The 22,374-nt window shown below is 41.1% G+C and carries 23 protein-coding genes; 8 read left to right on the top strand and 15 right to left on the bottom strand.

Annotated elements, in window-relative coordinates:
* Positions 1 to 16: 16 nt before the first annotated feature.
* The 5 genes from P2W71_RS05950 to P2W71_RS05970 form a co-directional block, all read right to left on the bottom strand.
* Positions 17 to 178: a hypothetical protein gene (locus P2W71_RS05950; RefSeq protein ID WP_276368322.1), complete on the bottom strand. Its 162-nt coding sequence runs from the start codon at positions 176 to 178 to the stop codon at positions 17 to 19.
* A gap of 97 nt (positions 179 to 275) precedes the next feature.
* Positions 276 to 752, bottom strand: coding sequence for a regulatory protein RecX (locus tag P2W71_RS05955; protein ID WP_276368323.1), 477 nt, complete (start codon positions 750 to 752; stop codon positions 276 to 278).
* Between the two features lie 62 nt (positions 753 to 814).
* Positions 815 to 1,237, bottom strand: a complete 423-nt coding sequence (locus P2W71_RS05960) for a hypothetical protein (protein ID WP_346659945.1) — start codon at positions 1,235 to 1,237, stop codon at positions 815 to 817.
* 99 nt (positions 1,238 to 1,336) lie between these two features.
* Positions 1,337 to 2,194 (bottom strand): carboxylating nicotinate-nucleotide diphosphorylase, encoded by an 858-nt coding sequence (gene nadC, locus P2W71_RS05965; RefSeq protein ID WP_276368325.1) that lies wholly within the window; start codon positions 2,192 to 2,194, stop codon positions 1,337 to 1,339.
* Positions 2,195 to 2,251: 57 nt separating this feature from the next.
* Complete coding sequence (locus tag P2W71_RS05970) at positions 2,252 to 2,653, bottom strand: DUF4783 domain-containing protein (protein WP_276368326.1); 402 nt, start codon at positions 2,651 to 2,653, stop codon at positions 2,252 to 2,254.
* Positions 2,654 to 2,890: 237 nt separating this feature from the next.
* Between P2W71_RS05970 and gpmI the strand changes: the two genes are divergently transcribed.
* From gpmI to P2W71_RS05995, 5 genes are all read left to right on the top strand, one after another.
* Positions 2,891 to 4,417, top strand: a complete 1,527-nt coding sequence (gene gpmI / locus P2W71_RS05975; RefSeq protein ID WP_276368327.1) for a 2,3-bisphosphoglycerate-independent phosphoglycerate mutase — start codon at positions 2,891 to 2,893, stop codon at positions 4,415 to 4,417.
* Positions 4,418 to 4,427: 10 nt separating this feature from the next.
* Entirely contained in the window at positions 4,428 to 5,060 is a 633-nt protein-coding gene (locus tag P2W71_RS05980) for a hypothetical protein (protein WP_276368328.1), read from the top strand.
* Between the two features lie 3 nt (positions 5,061 to 5,063).
* Entirely contained in the window at positions 5,064 to 6,854 is a 1,791-nt protein-coding gene (locus P2W71_RS05985; protein WP_276368329.1) for an ABC transporter transmembrane domain-containing protein, read from the top strand.
* A gap of 27 nt (positions 6,855 to 6,881) precedes the next feature.
* Complete coding sequence (locus tag P2W71_RS05990; RefSeq protein WP_276368330.1) at positions 6,882 to 7,295, top strand: transcriptional repressor; 414 nt, start codon at positions 6,882 to 6,884, stop codon at positions 7,293 to 7,295.
* Positions 7,296 to 7,468: 173 nt separating this feature from the next.
* A complete protein-coding gene (locus tag P2W71_RS05995; protein ID WP_276368331.1) occupies positions 7,469 to 8,443 on the top strand; it encodes a TerC family protein in 975 nt (324 codons plus the stop codon).
* Here the strand turns inward: P2W71_RS05995 and P2W71_RS06000 are convergent, their stop codons facing one another.
* From P2W71_RS06000 to P2W71_RS06025, 6 genes are read right to left on the bottom strand one after another with little or no spacing between them, the layout of a single operon-like run.
* Positions 8,444 to 9,715: a hypothetical protein gene (locus P2W71_RS06000; RefSeq protein WP_276368333.1), complete on the bottom strand. Its 1,272-nt coding sequence runs from the start codon at positions 9,713 to 9,715 to the stop codon at positions 8,444 to 8,446. It lies immediately after the preceding gene.
* Positions 9,716 to 9,770: 55 nt separating this feature from the next.
* A complete protein-coding gene (gene purE, locus P2W71_RS06005) occupies positions 9,771 to 10,283 on the bottom strand; it encodes a 5-(carboxyamino)imidazole ribonucleotide mutase (protein WP_276368337.1) in 513 nt (170 codons plus the stop codon).
* Positions 10,280 to 11,416, bottom strand: a complete 1,137-nt coding sequence (locus P2W71_RS06010; protein WP_276369065.1) for a 5-(carboxyamino)imidazole ribonucleotide synthase — start codon at positions 11,414 to 11,416, stop codon at positions 10,280 to 10,282. The genes purE and P2W71_RS06010 overlap by 4 nt, the downstream gene beginning before the upstream one ends.
* Before the next feature lie 45 nt (positions 11,417 to 11,461).
* A complete protein-coding gene (locus P2W71_RS06015; protein WP_276368340.1) occupies positions 11,462 to 13,396 on the bottom strand; it encodes a peptidylprolyl isomerase in 1,935 nt (644 codons plus the stop codon).
* Between the two features lie 17 nt (positions 13,397 to 13,413).
* Positions 13,414 to 15,531, bottom strand: a complete 2,118-nt coding sequence (gene feoB, locus P2W71_RS06020) for a ferrous iron transport protein B (RefSeq protein ID WP_276368341.1) — start codon at positions 15,529 to 15,531, stop codon at positions 13,414 to 13,416.
* A 2-nt stretch (positions 15,532 to 15,533) separates the two neighbouring features.
* Complete coding sequence (locus P2W71_RS06025) at positions 15,534 to 15,767, bottom strand: FeoA family protein (protein WP_276368343.1); 234 nt, start codon at positions 15,765 to 15,767, stop codon at positions 15,534 to 15,536.
* A 70-nt stretch (positions 15,768 to 15,837) separates the two neighbouring features.
* Between P2W71_RS06025 and P2W71_RS06030 the strand changes: the two genes are divergently transcribed.
* Positions 15,838 to 16,029 carry a hypothetical protein gene (locus P2W71_RS06030; protein ID WP_276368345.1) on the top strand — a complete coding sequence of 64 codons (192 nt, stop codon included), beginning with the start codon at positions 15,838 to 15,840 and terminating at the stop codon, positions 16,027 to 16,029.
* 2 nt (positions 16,030 to 16,031) lie between these two features.
* Here P2W71_RS06030 and P2W71_RS06035 read toward each other — a convergent pair whose 3' ends face one another.
* Together P2W71_RS06035 and P2W71_RS06040 are read right to left on the bottom strand one after the other, a co-directional pair.
* Positions 16,032 to 18,470, bottom strand: a complete 2,439-nt coding sequence (locus tag P2W71_RS06035) for a bifunctional UDP-N-acetylmuramoyl-tripeptide:D-alanyl-D-alanine ligase/alanine racemase (protein WP_276368347.1) — start codon at positions 18,468 to 18,470, stop codon at positions 16,032 to 16,034.
* Positions 18,471 to 18,472: 2 nt separating this feature from the next.
* Positions 18,473 to 18,826 carry a tRNA-binding protein gene (locus P2W71_RS06040; protein ID WP_276368350.1) on the bottom strand — a complete coding sequence of 118 codons (354 nt, stop codon included), beginning with the start codon at positions 18,824 to 18,826 and terminating at the stop codon, positions 18,473 to 18,475.
* A gap of 143 nt (positions 18,827 to 18,969) precedes the next feature.
* Between P2W71_RS06040 and P2W71_RS06045 the strand changes: the two genes are divergently transcribed.
* Entirely contained in the window at positions 18,970 to 19,338 is a 369-nt protein-coding gene (locus P2W71_RS06045) for a hypothetical protein (RefSeq protein WP_276368353.1), read from the top strand.
* 9 nt (positions 19,339 to 19,347) lie between these two features.
* On the opposite strand, the gene P2W71_RS06050 is transcribed toward P2W71_RS06045, so the two are convergent.
* Positions 19,348 to 20,091, bottom strand: a complete 744-nt coding sequence (locus P2W71_RS06050) for a 1-(5-phosphoribosyl)-5-[(5-phosphoribosylamino)methylideneamino] imidazole-4-carboxamide isomerase (protein WP_276368354.1) — start codon at positions 20,089 to 20,091, stop codon at positions 19,348 to 19,350.
* A 130-nt stretch (positions 20,092 to 20,221) separates the two neighbouring features.
* Between P2W71_RS06050 and P2W71_RS06055 the strand changes: the two genes are divergently transcribed.
* Positions 20,222 to 21,808, top strand: coding sequence for a hypothetical protein (locus P2W71_RS06055; protein ID WP_276368356.1), 1,587 nt, complete (start codon positions 20,222 to 20,224; stop codon positions 21,806 to 21,808).
* Here P2W71_RS06055 and P2W71_RS06060 read toward each other — a convergent pair whose 3' ends face one another.
* A complete protein-coding gene (locus P2W71_RS06060; RefSeq protein ID WP_276368358.1) occupies positions 21,809 to 22,363 on the bottom strand; it encodes a DUF2911 domain-containing protein in 555 nt (184 codons plus the stop codon). It lies immediately after the preceding gene.
* Between the last annotated feature and the right edge of the window lie 11 nt (positions 22,364 to 22,374).

Raw genomic sequence — 22,374 nt, forward strand, 5'->3', positions numbered from 1 at the left:
AATTCGTTCTTCTGGTTTAGCCCAGTTCTCTTACGAAATATACTTTTTCGCCCAGCCTGAAAGTTTTTCCCTCTCCATCAATTTCTTTGTTGATGTCGATTAACTTATAAACAAGCTCGCGGCTCTTCTTTACTTTATTGGATATCCAATGTTGCTTACTATCAGATTTCGATTTCATAGCAATGATCTCATGAAGCTTAACGCAAATTATCATAAAAAAGTGACAAATCCTCCAACTTCATTTGGTTTAAGCACCTATCACTATATGCTTTCAATCACTTTATCCTCTCTTTTATAATTCTCCAGACGAGTTCGGGCTCAAATCCCTTTTGAATAATGTATGCCGCGAGCTTGTCGCGTTTGATAAAAGGATTTTCCTCAGCGATTTGTTTCGTTTTTTTCTCGATTAAAGTTTCAACTGTTTTGATGTAGTCGGATTCATCAATTTCTTTGAGACCTGAAGCAATGCAGTTTTTTGTTAGCCCCTTGCCCTCTAACGCTTGAATGATCTTTAATCTTCCCCAACTCTTTAGTCTAAACTTTCCACCGGCAAATGCTTTTGCAAATCGCTCCTCATTCAAGTAGCCTTCTGTAATGAGATGGGAGATCATTTCATCCACCTCATAAGACGGAAGCCCGAAGTCATATAGTTTGCTTTTTACTTCCTGGTGGGAGCGTTCCTGATATGCACAATAATGATAAATCTTCTTTTTTGCTTCTAACGGGCTAAGCTTTTTATAGGGCTGTTGCACAACGTAAAATTAAGGGTTGATATCATTTGCGGATGAGTCTTGCCGTTTGTTTAAAAAAAGCCTCACTTCTGCTCTTTCACAAGTCCCTTATTCCGTAGGATGCTGGCAATAAATTTCCGCTCGTTTTCAGTGTTGAAAATTTTGAATGGCCAGTAAATTAATTGTGCTTTGTTTACAAACAACACGAAATGATCCTTGCCTATTGAAGCACTTTTAATTTGGTCCCATTTTAAAGGCATCCCTTCACGGGGATTGAGCTTCATCAGAATTTGCTGACTGCTGATTTCATATGAAAATTTTTCAAACAGCATTTTTCCTTGCTCTAGTTGAGTGACACCATAAAATTGGATCCACCAAAACAATAAATACAATCCGAATGCGATGACAGCACCGATGAACCACCAAATGGAATCAGCTCCAGGGATAAAATAACCAAGACAAATAACCAGCGCACCTAGAACTGCAATCCAACCTTGCTTTTTCATAATAGTTTTGAATGCAGTATTAATATAGGTCTTCTTATCCAGTTTGTAATTTTTAGTTTTAACAATCATATAATTTCGATTCTCTTTTCTGCTTACTTCTTAAAATGCTTTCAAACTTAAATCAAGGCTTTTTATACTATGGGTTAGGGCACCTACTGAGATGAAATCGACGCCGCATTCAGCTACCCCTCTAATAGTTTCTTCCGTAACATTTCCGCTCGCCTCGGTTTGATACTTTCCACCGATCAGCTTCACTGCACTTTTCATTGTTCCAAAATCCATATTATCCAGCATAATAATATCAACGCCGCCTATTCTAAGAACTTCTTCAACTTCTTTAAGGGATCGTGTTTCGATTTCAATTTTCAAATGCTTATTTCTGGCGCGAAGATAATCTTTTGTTCGAATGATTGCGGGTTCAATGCCGCCCGCCATATCAATATGGTTGTCTTTTAACATAATCATATCAAACAGTCCTATTCGGTGATTATATCCTCCGCCCAGTAAAACGGCCCATTTTTCAAAAAGTCGGAAGTTTGGGGTTGTTTTACGCGTATCTAAAAGTTTAGCAGACGTACCCCTTATCAAAGAATTGAGATGATGCGTCTTTGTAGCAATAGCGCTCATCCGCTGCATACAGTTAAGCACCAACCGTTCGGTGGTTAAAATAGATTGGGCTGAACCTTCCACTGTAAAGGCGATGTCCCCTTTTTTTATGGAAGCGCCGTCACATAGATTCAGGCTGATGCTGAGGGCTGGGTCAAAAGTCTTAAAAATCTGTTCGGCTAATTCCACTCCTGCAAGTATCCCATCATCCTTGACCAAAAGTTTGGCTCTTTTGGTGACATTGGAAGAAATGGCTGCAAGGGTAGAGTGATCGCCATCGCCAATATCTTCCTTTAAAGCCGAATGAATAAACTGTTGGAGAAGCGCTGGAGTTAAATAGGATGGCCGCATCGCGTAAAAATATAATGCGGATTTCGAGAATCTTTCAGCGGCCTAAAAAATTTATCGTCATTCCTTAGCAAAGGATATTTCGTGTACAAGTTGTTGGTTGTTTATAACCTTGATTTTCATGAACACTCGATAAGTTTCGCTTCCACTTTTAAATTGACCAATAGCGAAAGGCTGACCGCCCTTCGATGATCCCTGGTGAATGATGCTAAATTCTGAGGGCGGATGTTGCTTAAAAAAGTCGCGAAAAACGAACTCCGCCTGGGCTTTGCTGTAAGATTGCACGCTACCGTCAAGGGTAACATCAACCGTTTGATTTAAATATTTCGTGAGCTCTTTGGCGCTACCAGCCTTGATCGTTTCTTTAACTTGATCAATTACGTCGCTTTGTGCGAAGGTTGAAAAACTGTGAATACTGATACATAAAAAAACGAACGCTGATAGAAATCTTCTCATTTTCATGGTGTATTAGTTTGCTAAAACTATGCCATTATCGAAAGATAACAAATTAAGTGATCCTGCATGTCTTATTTGGAATCGTTTGGCCCTCCCTGACCTTCAACTGACTTATATTCCTTTAATCCTCATTATATTTGCGCGCTTTTGAATGCATAAAGTAAGTTTATGAACAGAAACACCCAACCCCAGGAATATTGCATGCTTTGGCGTTTTTCCTTTTAATGAATTATAACAACATATATGAATAAGAAAGTCCTACTAATGATACTCGACGGTTGGGGAATTGCAACCAACAAAGCAGTATCTGCAATTGATCAAGCTAAAACCCCTTTTGTTAGTTCTTTATACACCCAGTACCCACATAGTAAACTCGAAGCTTCCGGCCTAGCCGTGGGATTGCCATTAGGGCAGATGGGTAACTCGGAAGTAGGCCATATGAATATCGGTGCAGGGAGGGTAGTTTACCAGGACTTAGTCCGGATTAACAAAGCTGTTGACGAAAAGGAATTGGATAGTAACCGGGTTTTGCTTGACGCATTTGCGTATGCCAAAGCAAACAACAAAAGCATACATTTTATGGGGCTGCTGTCCGATGGGGGCGTGCACTCTCACATCAATCATTTAAAAGGCCTCATTACTATAGCTCATAACAATAGAATAAAAAATCTTTTTATTCATGCATTCACCGATGGGAGAGACACCGATCCGAAGGGTGGAATTGACTATCTGAAAGATTTAATGAATCACCTTGAAAAAACGACCGGAAAGTTGGCCACCGTTATCGGGCGTTACTTTGCAATGGACCGGGATAAAAGGTGGGAGCGCGTTAAACTCGCATACGATCTGTTGGTTCGCGGAGTGGGTGAAAAGACAACTGATCCCATAAAGACCGTTCAATTCTCATATGATAATGGTATTACAGACGAATTTATTAAACCCGTGGTAGTGGTTGATCAACTTCAAGAACCTGTTGGTACCATAAAAGAAGGAGATGTTGTGTTATGTTTCAATTTTCGAACGGACCGAGGAAGAGAAATCACAGAAGTACTTACGCAGCAGGATTTTCCTGAGTATGGAATGAAGAAATTGCTGCTCTACTACCTTACGCTCACCAATTATGATGATTCGTTTAACAATGTGAAAGTACTTTTCGATAAAGACAATCTGGAGAATACTTTAGGAGAGGTTGTTTCGAAAGCCGGAAAGAAGCAAATCAGAATCGCAGAGACCGAAAAGTATCCCCATGTCACTTTCTTTTTCTCCGGTGGAAGAGAAGAGCCTTTTGTTGGTGAATCGCGAATACTCTGCCCTTCTCCAAAGGTCGCGACGTACGATTTGGCGCCTGAAATGAGTGCTAACGAGATAAAGGATAAAATCATTGTCGAGTTGGACAAAAAGGAACCAGATTTTATCTGTTTAAATTTTGCTAATCCGGATATGGTGGGGCACACTGGAGTTTTTGCTGCCGCCGTAAAAGCTTGTGAAACTGTAGATTCGTGTGCAGCGCAGGTGACCGCAGCGGCGCTAAGAAATGGTTATTCCACCATTATTATAGCCGACCACGGAAACGCGGACATGATGATCAATGAAGATGGATCACCTAACACCGCGCATACTACTAACCTGGTACCTTGTATACTTGTTGATGACAGCTATAAAGGACAATTAAAGAATGGCAAATTAGGAGACTTGGCGCCAACAATTTTAACGCTCATGGGTATTCCAATTCCTGAGCGAATGACTGGAAATGTGCTTGTTGAAAAATAATTACCTATTCTTGAAACACCTTCAAATGGGTATGGGAAGATTACGGTTTAGAATGTTTTTTACTTTGACAGGGATTTTCATATCAACGATCTTGTTAGTGTCATGTTCTGCGGAGAAGAAACCACAAATCGCTGGGCTTCTTAATATCGATAGTATTCTGCAGGCGCACATTCGTTATTTGATTCGCGAGCGTGCAACAATTCATAAAAAGGCAGTTTTGAACGGTGTGGAACAACTTACCACGGTAACACCTAAAGATTCTGCTGACTGGAATGAGGAACTTGCAATATTTTTTGAGCTCAGTGCTATAAATAAGCCAAGTAGCAAAGGGACTTATATGGTTGACGAGTCCGCTGATAACAAAAGCAATTTGACCGTGAAGTCGTTTGTTACAACGGAAGACCTACCCGTTAAATATTTGAAAGTTTACTATTATAAATCCATATCCGAGATCCGTAAAATTGAAGCCCAATATCGCGAGGCAAACGCATTGTATTCGAGCACACGTTTTTTAATAATGGAATTCGAAAACGTTTATGGCAAACCACTACTAACATCTTATTCTATAACAGGCGGTCAGAAAATGTTTTTGGACGATTCGGTTGAATACAATATTGCAGCTCGTGTCTCTTTAAAAAAATAACAAATGGCCAAGCGGAAGACCAGTGAAGAATTGAAGGAAGAAGAGAAGAGGTCTCTCAACGCTAAAAATTTCAAACAACTTTTAGGCATTTTTAAATTTACATTGCCATATAAAGGTTGGTTTATTGTAGGCTTCGTCTGCCTGATTTTATCAAGCGCCACCATTCTTGCCTTTCCTTATTTGGCAGGAAAACTCCTCGATATTGCCGAAGGCAAAACAGTGCCATATTTCGATTCAATAAATCAAATAGCTTTAACACTGATATTGATTTTGTTTGTTCAGGGAATTTTCTCGTTTATTCGTGTATATACATTTTCTATCGTGAGCGAGCGATCGCTGGCCGATGTGCGCAAATCGGTATACCAAAAAATAGTGTGGTTACCATTAAGTTTTTTTGATAACAGGAGGGTAGGTGAGTTGATGAGTCGCATAACCGCCGATGTTGGCACCCTTACCGATATGTTTTCTTTTACACTTGCAGAACTATTGCGACAGTTTCTAACACTTATTCTTGGTACGGTAATCATTTTTGTTCTAGCCCCGAAGTTAACAGGTTTCATGCTTCTGACATTTCCAGTTTTAGTTATCCTTGCCTTGCTGTTTGGGAAATTTATCAGAAAGCTTTCAAAGAAAACGCAAGACAAACTAGCAGAAGCAAATGTGGTTGTGGAGGAATCTTTGCAATCCATTTCGGTAGTAAAGGCATTTACAAATGAGAATTTTGAAATCAACCGCTATACCAACACCCTTAAAGAAGTTGTAAACGTTGCTATCCACACAGCTCGTTTCCGCGGCCTTTTTATTTCATTTATAATTTTTGTGTTGTTTGGGGGAATAGTAGCCGTAGGGTGGTACGGAGCTTTCCTTGTACAGTCGAAAGAGATAACCGTAGGTGAATTATTCTCTTTTGTTATCTATACATCCTTCATCGGAGGTTCAATCGCCGGCCTTGGAGATATCTATACGCAACTTCAACGCTCTATAGGAGCGTCAGAACGTCTTCTTGAAATTTTAAAAGAAAACGACGAACAAGAAACAGAGGTAACGCCCTTTAAGCTTCAAGGTACAATTGAATTTGATCACGTGTCATTTTCGTATCCTACGCGAAAGGATTTTGAGGTTCTGAAAGATTTGAATTTTAAAATTGAACCTGGCGAGAAGGTGGCATTAGTTGGTCAAAGTGGATCAGGAAAATCGACCATCATAAATTTATTGCTCCGTTTTTATCCAGTCGAGCGAGGACTCGTAAAAGTGGATCAGACCGTTATAAACGTCTATAACCTGACAGGTTACAGAAAGAATCTGGGGATCGTGCCCCAGGAGGTAATGCTTTTTGGCGGAACCATACGTGAAAACATTGCATATGGGAAACCGAATGCCACTATTGAAGAAGTCCGCGATGCAGCCCGGCAAGCAAATGCGTTGGAGTTCATAGAGAGTTTTCCGGAGCGCTTTGATACAAGAGTAGGCGAACGTGGTGTAAAACTTTCCGGTGGTCAACGCCAGCGAATTGCCATTGCCCGGGCCATTCTCAAAAATCCTTCTATCCTCATTTTAGATGAAGCTACAAGTTCCCTGGATGCCCAGTCGGAAGTCTTGGTACAACAGGCATTGGAGAAATTAATGGAGGGTAGAACAACTATTGTAATTGCACATCGACTTAGTACAATTAAAAAAGTAGATCGCATTTTTGTGATTCAGGAAGGAAGGCTTGCCGAAATGGGGACGCATCTGGAACTCAGTGCGTTAAATAATGGTATTTATCGTAACTTGCTTACGTTGCAATTGCAGTAACGTGAAAAATAGTTGAAAATGGATAGTATGAGTGCTGTAACAGGAACTTTATTAAGAGATTTTAAACTACGGTCGACGCCAAACAGGGAGGAGATATTGCATCTTTTTCTATTAAAGAAGTATGCCTTATCACATGGGGATATTGAGAAAGAGATTGATAATTCACTTGACCGTGTTACGGTATACCGCACGTTGAAGACTTTTTTGGATAAGGGGCTTATTCATAAGGTACTGGATGATGAGGGAAGTTTAAAATACGCACTTTGTAAGGAGGCGTGCAGTGTGGCGGAACACCACCACGACCATGTTCACTTTAAGTGCACTAAATGTGGCCAGACAAGTTGCCTGAATGTTAATGTCCCGACAATAAAGTTGCCAAAGGGTTATGAAGCAAACGAAGTCAATTTATTAATTCAGGGAGTTTGTGAACATTGCAATTGAGTGATTTTTTAGCGGAAGGTTTCTTTTAAAAGGGCCCCTATGGATTTAAATCGACGTGGCAAGTTTTTGGGTTTAAAATATATTCGTAGTTTTGAAATCCACTAACTCCGAGTATTGAATTTTTTAATGTTTTTAGGCTTGAATAACCGCAAATAATCTCCTTGCTCCCATTGGTGAACATACTTTTATTTTCCCTTTTCAGAAATAGTGAAAGGGAGACTATTCTTTTTGGAATTTTTGCTTTTATCATTCTTCTATTTCTGGTTCTGGATTTGGGCATATTTAATAAGCGTGCTCATAAAATTTCCACCAAATCAGCGCTATACCAATCCATCTTTTGGGTTTCAATATCTACGTTATTTGGCTTCTTTATTTATAAATACGATGAAAGTGGGGCCAACGGGGCCGTGGAATACTTTTCAGCATATCTAACTGAATATGCGCTTTCGGTGGATAACATTTTCGTCATTCTGCTTATACTAAAATATTTTCAGGTTAAAGAGGAGTACTATCACAAAACGCTTTTTTGGGGTATCCTGGGGGCCATCGTGTTTCGTGGCATTTTCATTTTTGTTGGCGGATACTTAATACATCAATTTCACGGGCTTTTATACATATTCGGAGTTTTCCTCATTTATTCTGGTATTCGAATATATTTCGAAGATGGCGACCAGAAAATTGAGCCTGAGAAAAATCCCATCATGCGTTTATGCCGCAAGTACTTGCCAATCACAAAAGATGACCATGGTGGAAGTTTTGTTGTAAGACATGAAGGTAAACTTATGTTCACCCCACTTTTTCTGGTGATTGTTCTTATTGAAACTACCGACCTGCTTTTCGCAGTTGATTCTATTCCGGCGGCTTTTGCAATTACTCAGAACGAATTTCTTGTTTATACTTCAAATATTTTCGCAGTGATGGGGCTCCGTGCCATGTTTTTCTTATTGGCTGGGATCATCGATAAGTTTTACTTATTGCAAAAGGGATTGTCTATCATCCTTTTCTTTATCGGCGCAAAGATGTTACTGGAAATATTTGACATTCAAGTAGGCGTCTATACTTCCTTTTCAGTCATCATCGCTACCCTTACATTATCGATTATACTTTCGGTGGTTGTTCCCCGGAAAAATAATCAAACTGAAATCTAGCTATTCTTTTATTCCTTCAGCGAATAAATTCTGAGGCAGTATCTTTAACAATATTGGCAGTGTAAGAAATTGCTGTGGCAGTGCCAGAATGCCAAAGGTAGGGATAGATTTTAGTACAAGGATAAGCTGCTGTCTCACTTTCTCTTTTTCTTCAAGCGTAAGCTCGTTAGAACTTGCTTTTTTCATCAGCAAGACAGCCTCCTCATTCTCCTGAATTTTTTTCAAGAGCCTGGTTTTATTTTTTTCAGCAAGTTTGTTTACACGTTTGATAAACTGTTCACTTACCTGTTGATAGTCCTGTTTGTCTTGTAAATATTCCAACTCGCCCCAGTGCTCCAGCATAAATCCCTCGATAGAAATCATGCTATTTTCCAAATCGTCATCAGAGAAGCCTAAATAATGACAGAATTGTTTCAAGAAATCCAACTCTATTTGTTCAACTTTTTTGTCAGCCCAAATTGTGAGAATTGCCACTTCAAGAAAAAATCGTTTTAGGATCCATGAATTTTCGGAAGGTAGATTGATGTCTTCAATTGAAAAGCCCTCTTCAAAAATTTTTAATGCCTCCTTGCGTCGCTCAGAATTCAGGTCCGTGCTTTCGACAAAATATTCGTATAACCTTCGCTCTTCCATAGCCACCTCTTTGTTAGCATGCGATGCGGCTGCTATTACTTTTACAACGGAGAATCGCAATTCCTCCCGCTCATAACGAAAAAAATCTGCGACGATGCGATCGGCATTGGTGTGAATCCACTGACCAAAAATAAAAACGTCAAGAAACAACAAGCTATTGTGAAAGAAATAGATCCAGAAGTTTCCGCCGAAATTACTGGCATGTTCTATTCTCTTATCTAACACTTTTTCCGCAAGCTCAATGGGAGACTTTTTCCGACCAAAAATAGTTTTTGTTGAGGTTGCCAGTTCAGGGAAAATGTTGTTATAAAAGTTTCCAATGTTTTCTATCGTTTTGGCGATAGCATTGGTTAGATCCTCCTCAGTATTTAAAGGCTTATCATAAAAGAGAAGCGAACTACTGATGAGACTTTCGGTAAGAAGAATTTTAAGTTTTTCTTTTTCATCCCAATGGTCAATGTCAGGAATGCCCATCGACGCTACCGATTGCCCATACATTAATCCGGTCGGTTGTAACACGCGATATAATGTGTATTCGGGATGTGATGCTCTTCGAATCTCCGGACTCGAAAGATTCATTAGGGCACTCTTACGTAAATCGAGATATTCTTTGAACCAACCTTTATCGCTAGGTCTCATAAACCGGTATTCCAAAATTCAAATTACTGATTTTATGTTAAATCAGAACTTTTTTTTATAAACCGCTTTTCCAACCTTCCGATTCAATTTTTTTTGCTGCAGATTCAACTTTTAACTTTAGCGATTCTTTGAATTCGTCGAGGCGAAGCGAGACTTCTTTATTGGATGTGCCTATGATCTGCGCCGCTAAAATGCCGGCATTACGTGCGCCATCCAATGCTACTGTTGCCACCGGCACCCCTGCAGGCATTTGCAGAATTGATAACATCGAATCCCAGCCATCAATAGAGTTAGACGATTTAACCGGCACACCAATTACCGGTAGACTTGTTAGGGATGCTACCATGCCGGGCAAGTGGGCAGCCCCGCCTGCTCCGGCGATAATGACCAATAGTCCGCGCGAACGCGCATTGTTGGCGTATTCCACCATTCGTTCCGGTGTGCGATGCGCTGATACAATTGTGAGTTCATATGAGATATCCAGTTCATCCAATATTTCGGCCGCCTCTTTCATGATTCTTAAATCAGACTGGCTACCCATTATGATACCTATTACTGGTTTGCTCATGCAATTACTTTTAAGGTTTGCTTCACAAAATTTGCTTTCTCCTTGAGACGGTCAACATCAACATCAACAATGGTTACATGTCCCATCTTCCGAAAGGGCTTGGTAATGCGTTTACCATAAAGATGAACATGTACGCCCGCAAGTTTTAAAACGTCATCTATCCCTTCATACCGTGCCTCCCCTTCGAAGCCAGGCTCGCCTAATAAATTTACCATGGCGCTCGGCAATAATAAATTTGTATCTCCCAAGGGTAGATTCAAAATTGCGCGAAGATGTTGCTCATACTGAGAGGTGCTGTTTGCCTCTATTGTTTGATGTCCACTATTATGAGGCCGTGGAGCGATTTCATTGACAAGTACTTTCCCGTCGCGTGTTACAAACATTTCCACAGCCAATATACCAATCAAACTAAGTTTTTTAATTATCGTTTTTGCGATGTTGTCAGCCTCCTGTAAAATTTCTTCTGAAAGATCGGCCGGAGCAAAAAGATACTCCACCAAATTTTGTACAGGATGAAAAGCCATTTCCACCGCGGGGAAAGTTTTTATTTCACCGCGCTCATTACACGCCACAATTACTGCGATCTCTTTTTCAAATGGTATTAGTTTTTCGAGGAGCCCTGGAGCGTCAAAAGCTTTTTGTAAATCATTCTCATTGAAGATAATCTGCACGCCTCTCCCATCGTATCCTTCACGACCTAGCTTATTGACTGCCGGAAAAAAGGAGGTTTTACTTTTTACTTCCTCAGCGTTATCGACTAAACAAAATTCCGCAGTTGGAATATTATTCTTTTGATAGAAAAGCTTTTGTGTTCTTTTATCCTGAATCAATTCAATAATCTCTGGCTGAGGGTATACTTTCTTGCCTTGCTTTGCCAAGGCCTTGAGTGCAGCTGTATTTACATTTTCAATTTCAATGGTAATGATATCACACGAAGCGCCAAACTTCATCACGGTATCATAATCGGTAAGTCTGCCATGATGAAATTCCGCAAGTGTGGCACATGGCGCATGTTTATCCGGATCAAGGACGGCAAATGGAATATTGAAGTCTATTCCTGATTGTATAAGCATTCGGCCAAGTTGGCCACCACCTAAAATACCTAACTTATTGTTTCTGCCAAAGTCGTGTATCAAGCTTAGAATTTTAGCTTGCAATTTAGTTGTTGTGAGCGAATATCAATGGGCAGACAGGTTGATAATCTCTACGGAAGTTATACGATCGCCTACTTCAATTTTATGAACAACGTCCATTCCGATTAGTACTTCAGCAAATAGGGAATATCTGCCTTCCAAATGTGGCGTTGGTGAATGGGTAATAAACCATTGCGTGCCTTCCGTATCTTTTCCGGCAGAAGCCATCCCAATTGAGCCAGTCTTATACTGGTGGGGAAAAAATTCTGATCGTATTGAATACGCTTCGCTACCCCATCCATCTCCGCGGGGACAGCCACCCTGTACAACGAAGTTAGGAACCACGCGATGAAAGAATTTGCCATCATAATATTTTTCTAATGCGAGCTTCACAAAGTTTGTTACGGAACCAGGGGCTTCGTCCACCATCAATCGAATTAAGATTTCACCTTTTGAGGTTTTAATAATAGCCCGTTGATCCGAAGAAATATTTTTTGCTAAACTCCAATCTATGGGATGATTAAATTCATTTCGTACGGGCCTGTTTAATTTCCTTTTTTCAAAATACGCGATCGCGGTCTCGAGTGGCAGGATAGACTCAAAATCCTTAGGCAATGATAGTCGTGCCAGTGCATCTTTTAAGAAACTGATATCTTTTATCACTGATTCGTACTTTAATGTTGAATCTGCAAGGGCATCCGCTACAATTCCGATTACAGCGGCATCGCCATCGGCAATCGCCTCCTGATATATTTTAGAAAACTCTGATTTTAAGGAGGTGTCAAAATTTTTTTTGTAATTCATGCTGACCAGACAAGTGGCTGCTGCCACTTTAATTACCGGCTCCGGCCTTTTCAATTGATCCATCACAAACCTATAAGAACTTGTAGAATGTTGGAGGGCTGAGAGCAGCGAAGCGGATTTATATGAATTTGCAGATTGATTATAAACAGTTTTTATTTCTTCCGCCAATTCCTTGTCATCGGACACGGCAAGGGCTGCTTCGTACAAAATGGCTTGTATCCTCCAATTGTCATTTGTCCGTGCTATTTCGCTAACCTCGCGCCAGTATGGTTTTTGGATGGTGCTCCTAATGGCCTCTGCAGCGGCTATACCAACGTTAGAAACAGAACCCTGAGTAGCCTCGATAAGCACGGCTTTTGTATCATTCATGGGAAATTCCTGTAGCGCACGTAGCGCATTGACCCGTGCACGGTAGTCCGGATCACTTCTTGTGATCAACTCAAGAGCCCGTCGGGATGAGTCTGATTTTATTTTGCGCAAGCCAAGTATGGCAGCCATTCTTACTTCCGGCGAAGTGTCCATCTGAGCTGTCTCAATGATTATCTTCCTATGAGCGTCATAATTCTCTGCGCCTCTTGCAAAATAATGAGCTGCACCCAAACGAGTATTTACATAGGGCGATTTTAATAGCTCACTTGATTTTCGATTTAATTCGTCATCACTTTTTCCTCGCACTGCCATTCTATAGTATGACCACGCCAACGCACAGCTAATGATTGAATCGTCGGCGAGAAGATTCAACTGCCAATGCCGGGATACTTTGCCGTATGCTTCAACAACTTCGACAAGCACAGATTTCATTTTTTCTGTTTGCGCTGCCGATAACAGGGCTTTTTCACTGGCTAAAGAAGGCGTTTGCCCAATTGCAAAAGCTGCAGCCTTTCTTGTAGCGCTGTCAGAATCGGTTGTTAATATAGAACTTAGAGATTCAACAAAGGAAGAATCTTGCAGTGATGCAAAAGCTAAGGCTGCATTTTTTCGATAGGACGGCTGTGGGTGACTTAGGTATTTCAGCAAGCTATCACCCAATCTTTTATCTTGAAAATCCGCAATCCTGATCAACACAGGATCACTGAATTTATTTATTGGTTTCTCCGACTTCGTGCAACTTGAAAAAACCGCGAGGATGTAAAAATATAGAATGCTGTATCGCATAGCGTTAGCGTGGTCACGCATATGAAATTTAAATTAAATCAGGACAAAAGCTGATACACAAATAAAGCTGATAGATACGCCAGCGCAGTCATATAAGTAAGTTGGATCAGGGGCCACTTCCAACCTTTAGTCTCGCGATAAACAATGGCTATCGTGCTCATGCATTGCATCGCGAAAGTATAAAATACCAATAGAGAAAATCCAACGGCTGGAGTAAAGCGAGCGCCACCCGTCTCCGGATTGATTTCAGCCTTCAGCCGTTCTTGTATGGTTTCTGCATCTGAGTCGCTAACGCTCCCAATACTGTAAATAGTTGCCATCGTTCCAACAAACACTTCGCGAGCGGCGAACGATGTGATCAAAGCTATTCCGATTTTCCAATCATAACCCAGTGGTTTAATGATCGGCTCAATGGCCTTGCCTATGATTCCTGCGTAAGAATGTTCTAGCTTATACGCAGCAATTCGATCAGCTAAACCTTCCTCTGTCAAGCGGATATTTTTCGATTCTTCCAGGACAACAGCCTCCGCTTTTTGGAAGGAATCTCCGGGGCCATAACTCGCGAGCACCCATAAGATGATCGAAATGGCGAGGATGATTTTACCAGCTTCAAATACAAAGGCTTTGGTTTTCTCTACGATGGTGTATCCTACATTCGACCATTTAGGGATGCGGTATGTGGGAAGCTCCATGATTAAAAAGCTACGTTCTTTCACGCGTATTAAAAGCTTCATGATCCAGGCTGATCCAATCGCCGCTAAAAATCCGAGCAAGTATAATCCCATAAGGGCAAGACCCTGAAGATTAAAAAAACCTAATGCTTTTTGATTTGGCACAATTAAGGCTATGAGAATAGTAAAGACCGGCAAGCGCGCCGAGCAGCTCATTAACGGAGTAACCATGATTGTTATGGTTCGCTCTTTCCAGTTATCTATGGTGCGGGTTGCCATGATTGCAGGGATGGCACAAGCAACACCCGACATCAGGGGTACCACGCTTTTTCCATTTAACCCGAACTTCCTCATCACTTTATCCATCATGAAGACAACGCGCGCCATGTATCCCGATTCTTCGAGTATAGAAATGAATGCAAACAAAATTGCTATCTGGGGAATGAAAATCATTATGCCGCCAATACCCGGTACAATTCCTTCTGCTAATAAGCTGGTCAGGGGCCCCGCAGGTAATACAGAAATTAAGTAGCTGCTTAATTCAGCGAAGACACTATCGATGAGATCCATTGGCAGTTCTGCCCAAGCAAAGATGGATTGAAAAATAAGAAAGAGAACCGAAAAGAAAATTACATAGCCCCAGACCTTGTGAAGCAATATGCGGTCTAATCTGGTAGAATTTTTTTTCCAGCTGTGGTCGGAAGCATTTAGCGTGACTTCATTTAGCAAATCCTGTATGTAGCTGTACCGTTGAATCGTTTCAGCGCCCTGGAACTTACCGGGGAAAAATTCATACTTTGCCCTAATGTCTTCAACAACTTGTTGCTTTTCTTTGGTTAGAAACCTCAGTGACTTCGGCTGTTCAAGAAATTGGTAAGCCTCATAATCATTATCGACTTTTAAAAGCGCGCGTAGTTCTTTAACTGGCTTCTCCACCTCTTTCCATACAGCATTTATGTGGTTTGCAGGAGGACCTTGAGGTTTACTCATTATTTTTTTAAGCTCATCCAGGCCTATGCCATTACGGGCATTGATGGGTACGACGGGGATCCCTAGTTTTTTGGAGAGCGCATTTAAATCATAACTGATCCCTGCTTTCGCGGCCAGATCCATCATGTTCAGCGCAAGTATGGTCGGGAGTCCAATGTCAATGATCTGGCTAAGCAAGAGAAAGCCTCGCTTTACATTCGTCGCATCGATGATTACCAATACTTTGTCTGGCGTAGTGGGAGAATGATGATTTAACAAAACGTCGGCAACGATTTGTTCGTCCAGGCTTCTGGGATAAATGCTATAGGTACCGGGCAAATCAATTATTTCAGCCGCGGTATCGTCTGGCAAAACACAGTATCCTGATTTTTTTTCTACCGTAACGCCAGGGAAATTTCCGATCTTTTGATTGAGTCCAGTGAGATAATTAAATAAGGAGGATTTCCCTGAGTTGGGATTTCCCACCAATGCAATCTTAAGCTTCCTGGAACTCACCGTTAATTTATAATTGAAATCGTGGAGGCTTCTTCTAGCCGAAGTGAAAGTTCATATCCGGACACACTGATGCAAATTGGGTCGCCGAAAGCGGCTGTAAAATTAAATCGGACTGGGGCGCCTGGCAAGCAACCCATTTCCATGAGCTTCACGGAAAGTTGTTCGTCAGTAAAGCCAGAAATGATGGCAACTTCTCCCGGGCGCATCTCTGCCACGTTTTTAATATACCCTGACATTTATTTAGATTAATTTTAAACAAGGCAAATATAAAAGTGGTTCCTATGCTATCCAATCAAATAATTAGTTTTGAATAATCTCGTAGAAAATCTTTTCAAGCCACAGATGAAGAAAAAAGAGAAATCTGAAAGGTCTAAATCACCGAATAAAAAGGTGGTTAAGGTTGAACCGCCGCCCACAACCCAGGAGCCAGACAGCAATTCAATGGATTTTGGGGGCATTCCGAACCGTGATTTAAAAAAAAATATGGGCTGTAGCTAATGTTATATGCCGTCTGAGATGAAAATCCGCTTTACCCGCTCACTAACCTGGGTTAAGATTTCGTAAGGTATGGTCTTCAACTTCTCTGCCATTACTTGAATCGGTAAATCATCTCCGAAGATGATAACTTCGTCTCCTTCCTGGGCATCGGTGTCGGTAATGTCGACCATCGTCATGTCCATGCAGACATTTCCCATCACTTTTGCACGGCGCCCGCCAATCAAAACTTCTCCCACTCCGCGGCTAAGACCCCGACTAAAACCATCCGCATATCCAATGGCAATGGTTGCAATTTTTAAATCCCTGTCCGCAACACCTTTTCGCCCGTAGCCTATGCTCTCGCCCTTCGGAACACGCTTAATTTGTGAAATAACAGTCTTTAGGGTTGCCACAGGTTTTAGATCCGTAAAATTTTCCTGCGTGGGGTCTACCCCATAAAGTCCTATACCTAATCTTACCAGATCGAATTGAAGATGCGGTAACCTCAAGATTCCCGGAGAATTCAATATATGATATAATGGTTTGTAAGAAAGTGAGGCCGAGATGTAATCAGCGCACTCTTTAAACAAAGCTGCCTGACGATTGGAAAATTCATCATGATTATGCTCATCGGCCCCGGCCAAGTGACTAAAAATCGAGGCGACTCGAATATTAGGATGGGCTTTTAACAATTGAGTGACGTCCGGAAGATCCTGCTTTTCAAATCCCAGGCGGTGCATGCCTGTATCTAGCTTTAAGTGAATGGAGCATGATCTCTCTTTCAGGTATTGAATGAGCGCGTGAAAGATTTTGAAATTAAAGATTTCGGGCTCAAGATTATAACCGGTCAGCGAATCAAAACTATCTTCTGAAGGATTCATTACCATGATTGGCACCGTAATATTATTCTTTCGCAAATCAACACCCTCATCAACATAAGCTACCCCTAAGTAATCCACTTTATGATATTGGAGGATATTGGCAACCTCTGGGCTACCGCTTCCATAGGCAAATGCCTTTACCATTACCATTATTTTGGTTTCAGGCTTTAATCGGGCTTTAAAGAAATTAAGATTATGAACCAAAGCGCCTAAATCGATCTCCAATACCGTACCATGGACTTTGCGCTGTAAGCGCTTGGCGATATTTTCAAAAGCAAAAGTGCGGGCGCCTTTTATCAGCACTATTTCCTCGGAGATAGAGGACAGGTTAAAATGATTTAAGAATTCGCCTGTGGAATTATAGAAGATTGAATTAGGCGGAAAGAGTGCTCGATGGTTTGTCAACACCGGACCTATTCCAATGAAATTTTGTACGGGATATTTTTCTAAAAGAGTTAGTATTTGACGGACCAATGCTCCGTCTGATAATCCAGATTCCAAAATATCCGAGAGAATCAACCGCTTCCTGCTTTTCTGATTTTGATGCATCAAAAATTGCAGGCTTAATTCCAATCCACCCAGGTCATTGTTATAAGTGTCGTCGATAATGTAGGATTGATTGATACCCTCCTTCATCTCCATTCTCATGGGAACTGATTGTAAGCTATTAATTGCTCGCTGAATTTTTTTGAAATTGAAACCCAGATATAACATCAGCGTCACACAATGCAGGCAATTCTCGATGGAAGCCTTATCAAAGAACGGTAACCGAAGCATATGATTTTGGCCCGATTGAGTGATATAACAGGTGCTCCCCTGGATGGATACACTAACATCAGCCTCATTTTCAATAGCCCATGAAAAAGTCTTCAACTTGTTTTGCTCAACAGCTTTTCTAACCTCGAAATGATCTGAACAATAAATCAGAACATCTGAATTTTTAAAGAGCTTAAGTTTTTCTTGGATTTTTTGTTCCTGGTTTGGAAAGCCTTCATCATGAGCTGAACCAATGTTGGTGAGAATTCCAATAGTAGGTTGAATCACGTTTTCCAGATTGTCCATTTCACCTGGTTTGGAAATGCCAGCCTCAAATATTCCCAACTGATGATGAGATTTCATTTGCCACACCGACAACGGAACGCCTACCTGCGAATTGTAGCTGCCCGGGTTTTTCACAACGACTTGATCTTTTGAAAGAACCTGAAAGAGCCATTCCTTGATAATTGTTTTTGCATTGCTTCCGGTAATTCCAATAACTGGATAGGAAAACTGTTTTCTGTGGAACGCTGCGATTTTCTGAAGCGCGTCAACGGCAGATGGTACTATTAAAATATTTGCTTCGGGGAAATCGGCCAAGTGTAATGTTGGTTGCTCGACTACAAATTGCCGCAGCCCTGCCCTATACAATTCCCTCAGAAATGCGTGACCGTCGTGCCGCTCGCCCTTGATTGCAAAAAAAAGAGATCCAGGTCCTGCCGAGGCTTTTCGGCTATCAATAAAAATGGATTCAATAGGACCGTCTGTATTACGTTGGAGATTCTTACCTCCAGTTATTGCCTCCAGTTGTGAGAAGTAAATCATAACTAAAAAAGTCTCGCTCCGTTCGGAACGGTTTTATCAATACTGCACAATACAACATTACCGTTTTCATCCGGGAATCCTGTTACTAAAACTTCGGAAACAAAATTGGCGATTTGCCGTGGTTCAAAGTTTGCTACACAAACCACTTGTCTTCCCACCAGGTTTTCAGGTCGATAGTGGACGGTCAATTGAGCGCTGGATTTTCTAATTCCAATTGGACCTAAATCAATCCATAATCTATATGCAGGTTTCTTGGCCTCTGGAAATGCTTCAGCGCGTACGATTGTACCTGCTCTAAAATCCACTTTTTCAAAATCCGTATATTTTATAGTGCCTGGAATCGGTTTTCTGTCCATAAAAAACTTGAAAAGGTCTAAAAAATTGGGCGTTTGGGCAAAAATCAATATGTTGGTGTGATTAAGAAAGTAGTAATGCAAGTTTAATTTTGTACTTTTCAGATGCGAAGAATAAAATTGGGCCGTTTAAAACCATTCTTAAGATGAGGATTAATTTTCGGAGTGTCCTTTTTGCCTTCTTATTAAGTATTGTAACCCCTTGCGGGTTTATTCTTGTTAAAGCGCAAGATGCAAGCTTTCCCGGCACAGAAGTGGATGATTTGGGTGTCGACAAGGAGAGTGAGAAGATGATGTACAGTCCGGGGGAATTAGACCCTGCGTTTAGAAAAGCCCAAACATCTTCAACTATCAAAGATTCGGTTACTTTAAAAGTACCCAGGCCTACAAAAGTACAGACTCCCGACTCGAAAACTCCTGTTAAGCGGCCATCCGAGGAAGATGATTCTATACTATCCTTTAACTTTCTCTACTACATTTTTCAAAAATATAAAATGCAGGATATTGTAGACTGATTCAGTTCTTCACGCCTGTTTTCTTACAAGAAATTGCTCAAGCTCTTTTAAGTTCAATACGCCTTCATAATATGCTTTGCCGAAAATAACGGCAAATATTCCCATATCATTTAGCTTCTTTATATCATCCACACCGCGGACTCCGCCGCTGGCCAATACACTGATCTCAGGGAAAGCCGTCAGAATTTCTTGATAGAAGTCGAAAGCAGGTCCTTCAAGAACACCATCTCTCGATACATCTGTCGATTTTACATATTTTAATCCTCTAGAGTAAAAATATTCAAGATGTTCAAACAGGGTAAGTTTGGTTTTTTGACGCCATCCTCTGTATAACAGTTCCTTTGTTTTAATATCAACAACGTCCGCGCCTAAAGTCATTTTTTCGCGACCATAAGACACAATCCATGAGGCAAAAAGTTCTGGGTCTGTCACCGCGATACTGGCAGCAGTTATATATGCAGCGCCAAACTCATAGGCCTTGCTGATGTCTCCATCTGTTGAGATACCCCCGGTGAAATCGATTTTTAGGTTAGTGTGGCCAGCGATCGCCTCCAATACATGCCAGTTAACCGGTCTTCCTTTCTCAGCGCCATCAAGGTCTACCAAGTGGACTACATCGATGCCATGATCCTCAAAACGACGGGCAAGATCCAAAGGATTTTCATCATAAGACTTTTCACTTGAGGGGTCGCCCTTGCGCATTTTAATCACTTTGCCTTTTCGTATGGCGATTGAAGGAATTACTTGAATCATTTCCGATAAATAAAGTCGATTTTGAACTTTAGCGAAGTTACAACGAAATATGAATAAATCGTGCTATACATTTTTTGGCTAGCCGATGCCAATGGAAGAATTAACTTATTTTAGTAGGAGATTACTCCCCATGAAAAAACTTATTTGCTTTTTGTTTACGCTTCAAGCGTTTTCCACGGTCGTCAGCGGTCAAGCGAAAACAAGGCGGTTGCCGGGTATCATAAACCACCCGTCCTTCAACAATTATGCGCCCTACATAAGTCACGATGGTAATGCCCTATTGTTTGTTTCTGACAGCGGTGAAGATGGCGCACTCACGGTTTCCTACACCTCTCGGGAAACCGATTGGTCAGAACCAGTCGAGCTTCCGAAAAATGTAAATCATCGATTAGTCTACCTTAAAGGTTTTGCGCTTAGCGCGGATGGTAAAAAATTGTTTTTTACTTCTACAAAATCTCCAATAGTGGGTGGATATGATATCATGAGCAGTGATCTTAAAGGAAAAGTCTGGTCTGAGCCGCAGAATCTGATGCTTCCCATTAACACAAAAACTAACGAAGGATGCCCTTCAATAACGGCCGATGGAAACACCCTTTATTTTATGCGCTGTGATAAGATGGATCAACAAACCGCGGGTGGCTGCAAAATTTTTCGTAGTGATAAAAAATCCAATGGACAATGGGAAGAACCTAAAGAATTACCGTCTATCATAAACACAGGGAATTCTCAAACACCTCGTATTATGGCTGACAGTGAAACCTTAATTTTTTCTTCAGATAAGATGCCATCCTCGAAGGGTGGTATGGATCTGTTTATCACAAGGCTAAGCGACGGTAAATGGTCAGAGCCAGTTCCCTTGAATTTTGTGAACTCAGAGCAGGACGATCAATTTGTTAGCGTTGCTGCACTGGGTCGGTATCTTATCAAGGAAGCGCCGGGCCCTAGAAAAAACAGCGAACTGGTTGAGTTTCTTATTCCGGATGAATTGCGTCCAAAAGGAATGATGAAGGTTGAAGGAAGAGTTACAGCAGCTAATAATGATCCAGTACCGGCTTATATTACACTCACAGACCTATCAAAAGGTAAAAGAGTGTATAGTGGTCGTCCTGCGGCTGACGGATCTTTTTTCGTTTATATTCAAGAAGGTTCTAAATATGAAATGTCGTTCGACCCGGAGCAAAGTAAGCTGGGTTACTTTGCTAAACAGTTCGATCTCACTACAGAAAAAATACCTCAACGCGAAAGAGTAAACGTGGTATTGAAAGAACCAACTCCCGGTGATGAGTTGTTATTGGACATGATACAGTTTAAACCGTTTAGCAGCAACCTCGAACCGACCTCTGAAACTGAAATGAAAAGACTGATTAGGTTTATTAAAGCAAATTCTCAGCTTAATTTTGAAATACAGGTCACATTAAATGGCTTACAACAGGACTCTATTCAGTCCTCACCTGACTTAACTGAGTTGGCACTCGATTCTATACCTACTCAAATAGACGAAATAGATTCACTCGGTCAAGTTTATAAGCGTGATACAATTATTGTTAAAAAGAGATTTCATAATGATCGAACGTTAGCACAGGCTAATGCTATTAAAGCTTATTTGATACGCGCTGGTCTAAATCCGGACGACTTGAAAGTTTCTACGAATGCTGCCCCTGCGGTCTTACCAGAAAATAGAAAATTGATTGTTAAAGCTGTAGCAAGGTCGAAATAGTTAATAGGAAAACGGAACGGCCACAAGCGTCTTATCCCACATAAAAACCATTTCAGCATCTTCTCCTACTTTTTCAAATGAAATGGTGAATTGTTCAAAAACCCGTTGCTGCTGCACCGCATGAACATCTATGACGAGTGCATCTTTATCAGGATCACGATTGGCCTCTCCATCCGACCCAATACCCCATTGGCCGTGTTCTGAATTAAAGATCACCTGCCAGGTCTCCTCTCCTGGTATCGTCCATAAAGAATACTTGCCTTTTTTCAAAGTCCGGCCTTCAATCAAAAGATCTTTGCTTGTTTGAAATGTAGTGGCTTCGTTGGCTCCCGTTCGCCAGACTTTGCCATAGGGAACTAAACTCCCGAAGATTTCCCGTCCCTTTTTAAAGGGGCGGTTATAGAACACTTTAATGGTTACATCGTCAGCATTGAACATCACTTCCTCCTCCGGACTAAAGGATTTGTCATGTTGCTTTACAAAAAAATTCGCCACAAACCCTAAAATGATCAAAAGCGCAACGGCCACGCCAGCTACAATTATAAATTTTTTCATGGTCCCTGCTA

It is taken from the genome of Chryseolinea sp. H1M3-3 (assembly GCF_029360725.1).
GTDB lineage: Bacteria > Bacteroidota > Bacteroidia > Cytophagales > Cyclobacteriaceae > Chryseolinea.

What these genes read in the sequence shown, in the direction of transcription:
- P2W71_RS05950 (WP_276368322.1), bottom strand. Translation starts at nt 178, where the DNA reads ATGAAATCGAAATCTGATAGTAAGCAACATTGGATATCCAATAAAGTA.
- P2W71_RS05960 (WP_346659945.1), bottom strand. Translation starts at nt 1,237, where the DNA reads ATGAAAAAGCAAGGTTGGATTGCAGTTCTAGGTGCGCTGGTTATTTGT.
- nadC (WP_276368325.1), bottom strand. Translation starts at nt 2,194, where the DNA reads ATGCGGCCATCCTATTTAACTCCAGCGCTTCTCCAACAGTTTATTCAT.
- P2W71_RS05970 (WP_276368326.1), bottom strand. Translation starts at nt 2,653, where the DNA reads ATGAAAATGAGAAGATTTCTATCAGCGTTCGTTTTTTTATGTATCAGT.
- gpmI (WP_276368327.1), top strand. Translation starts at nt 2,891, where the DNA reads ATGAATAAGAAAGTCCTACTAATGATACTCGACGGTTGGGGAATTGCA.
- P2W71_RS05985 (WP_276368329.1), top strand. Translation starts at nt 5,064, where the DNA reads ATGGCCAAGCGGAAGACCAGTGAAGAATTGAAGGAAGAAGAGAAGAGG.
- P2W71_RS05990 (WP_276368330.1), top strand. Translation starts at nt 6,882, where the DNA reads ATGAGTGCTGTAACAGGAACTTTATTAAGAGATTTTAAACTACGGTCG.
- P2W71_RS06000 (WP_276368333.1), bottom strand. Translation starts at nt 9,715, where the DNA reads ATGAGACCTAGCGATAAAGGTTGGTTCAAAGAATATCTCGATTTACGT.
- purE (WP_276368337.1), bottom strand. Translation starts at nt 10,283, where the DNA reads ATGAGCAAACCAGTAATAGGTATCATAATGGGTAGCCAGTCTGATTTA.
- P2W71_RS06015 (WP_276368340.1), bottom strand. Translation starts at nt 13,396, where the DNA reads ATGCGTGACCACGCTAACGCTATGCGATACAGCATTCTATATTTTTAC.
- P2W71_RS06025 (WP_276368343.1), bottom strand. Translation starts at nt 15,767, where the DNA reads ATGTCAGGGTATATTAAAAACGTGGCAGAGATGCGCCCGGGAGAAGTT.
- P2W71_RS06035 (WP_276368347.1), bottom strand. Translation starts at nt 18,470, where the DNA reads ATGATTTACTTCTCACAACTGGAGGCAATAACTGGAGGTAAGAATCTC.
- P2W71_RS06040 (WP_276368350.1), bottom strand. Translation starts at nt 18,826, where the DNA reads ATGGACAGAAAACCGATTCCAGGCACTATAAAATATACGGATTTTGAA.
- P2W71_RS06045 (WP_276368353.1), top strand. Translation starts at nt 18,970, where the DNA reads ATGAGGATTAATTTTCGGAGTGTCCTTTTTGCCTTCTTATTAAGTATT.
- P2W71_RS06050 (WP_276368354.1), bottom strand. Translation starts at nt 20,091, where the DNA reads ATGATTCAAGTAATTCCTTCAATCGCCATACGAAAAGGCAAAGTGATT.
- P2W71_RS06055 (WP_276368356.1), top strand. Translation starts at nt 20,222, where the DNA reads ATGAAAAAACTTATTTGCTTTTTGTTTACGCTTCAAGCGTTTTCCACG.
- P2W71_RS06060 (WP_276368358.1), bottom strand. Translation starts at nt 22,363, where the DNA reads ATGAAAAAATTTATAATTGTAGCTGGCGTGGCCGTTGCGCTTTTGATC.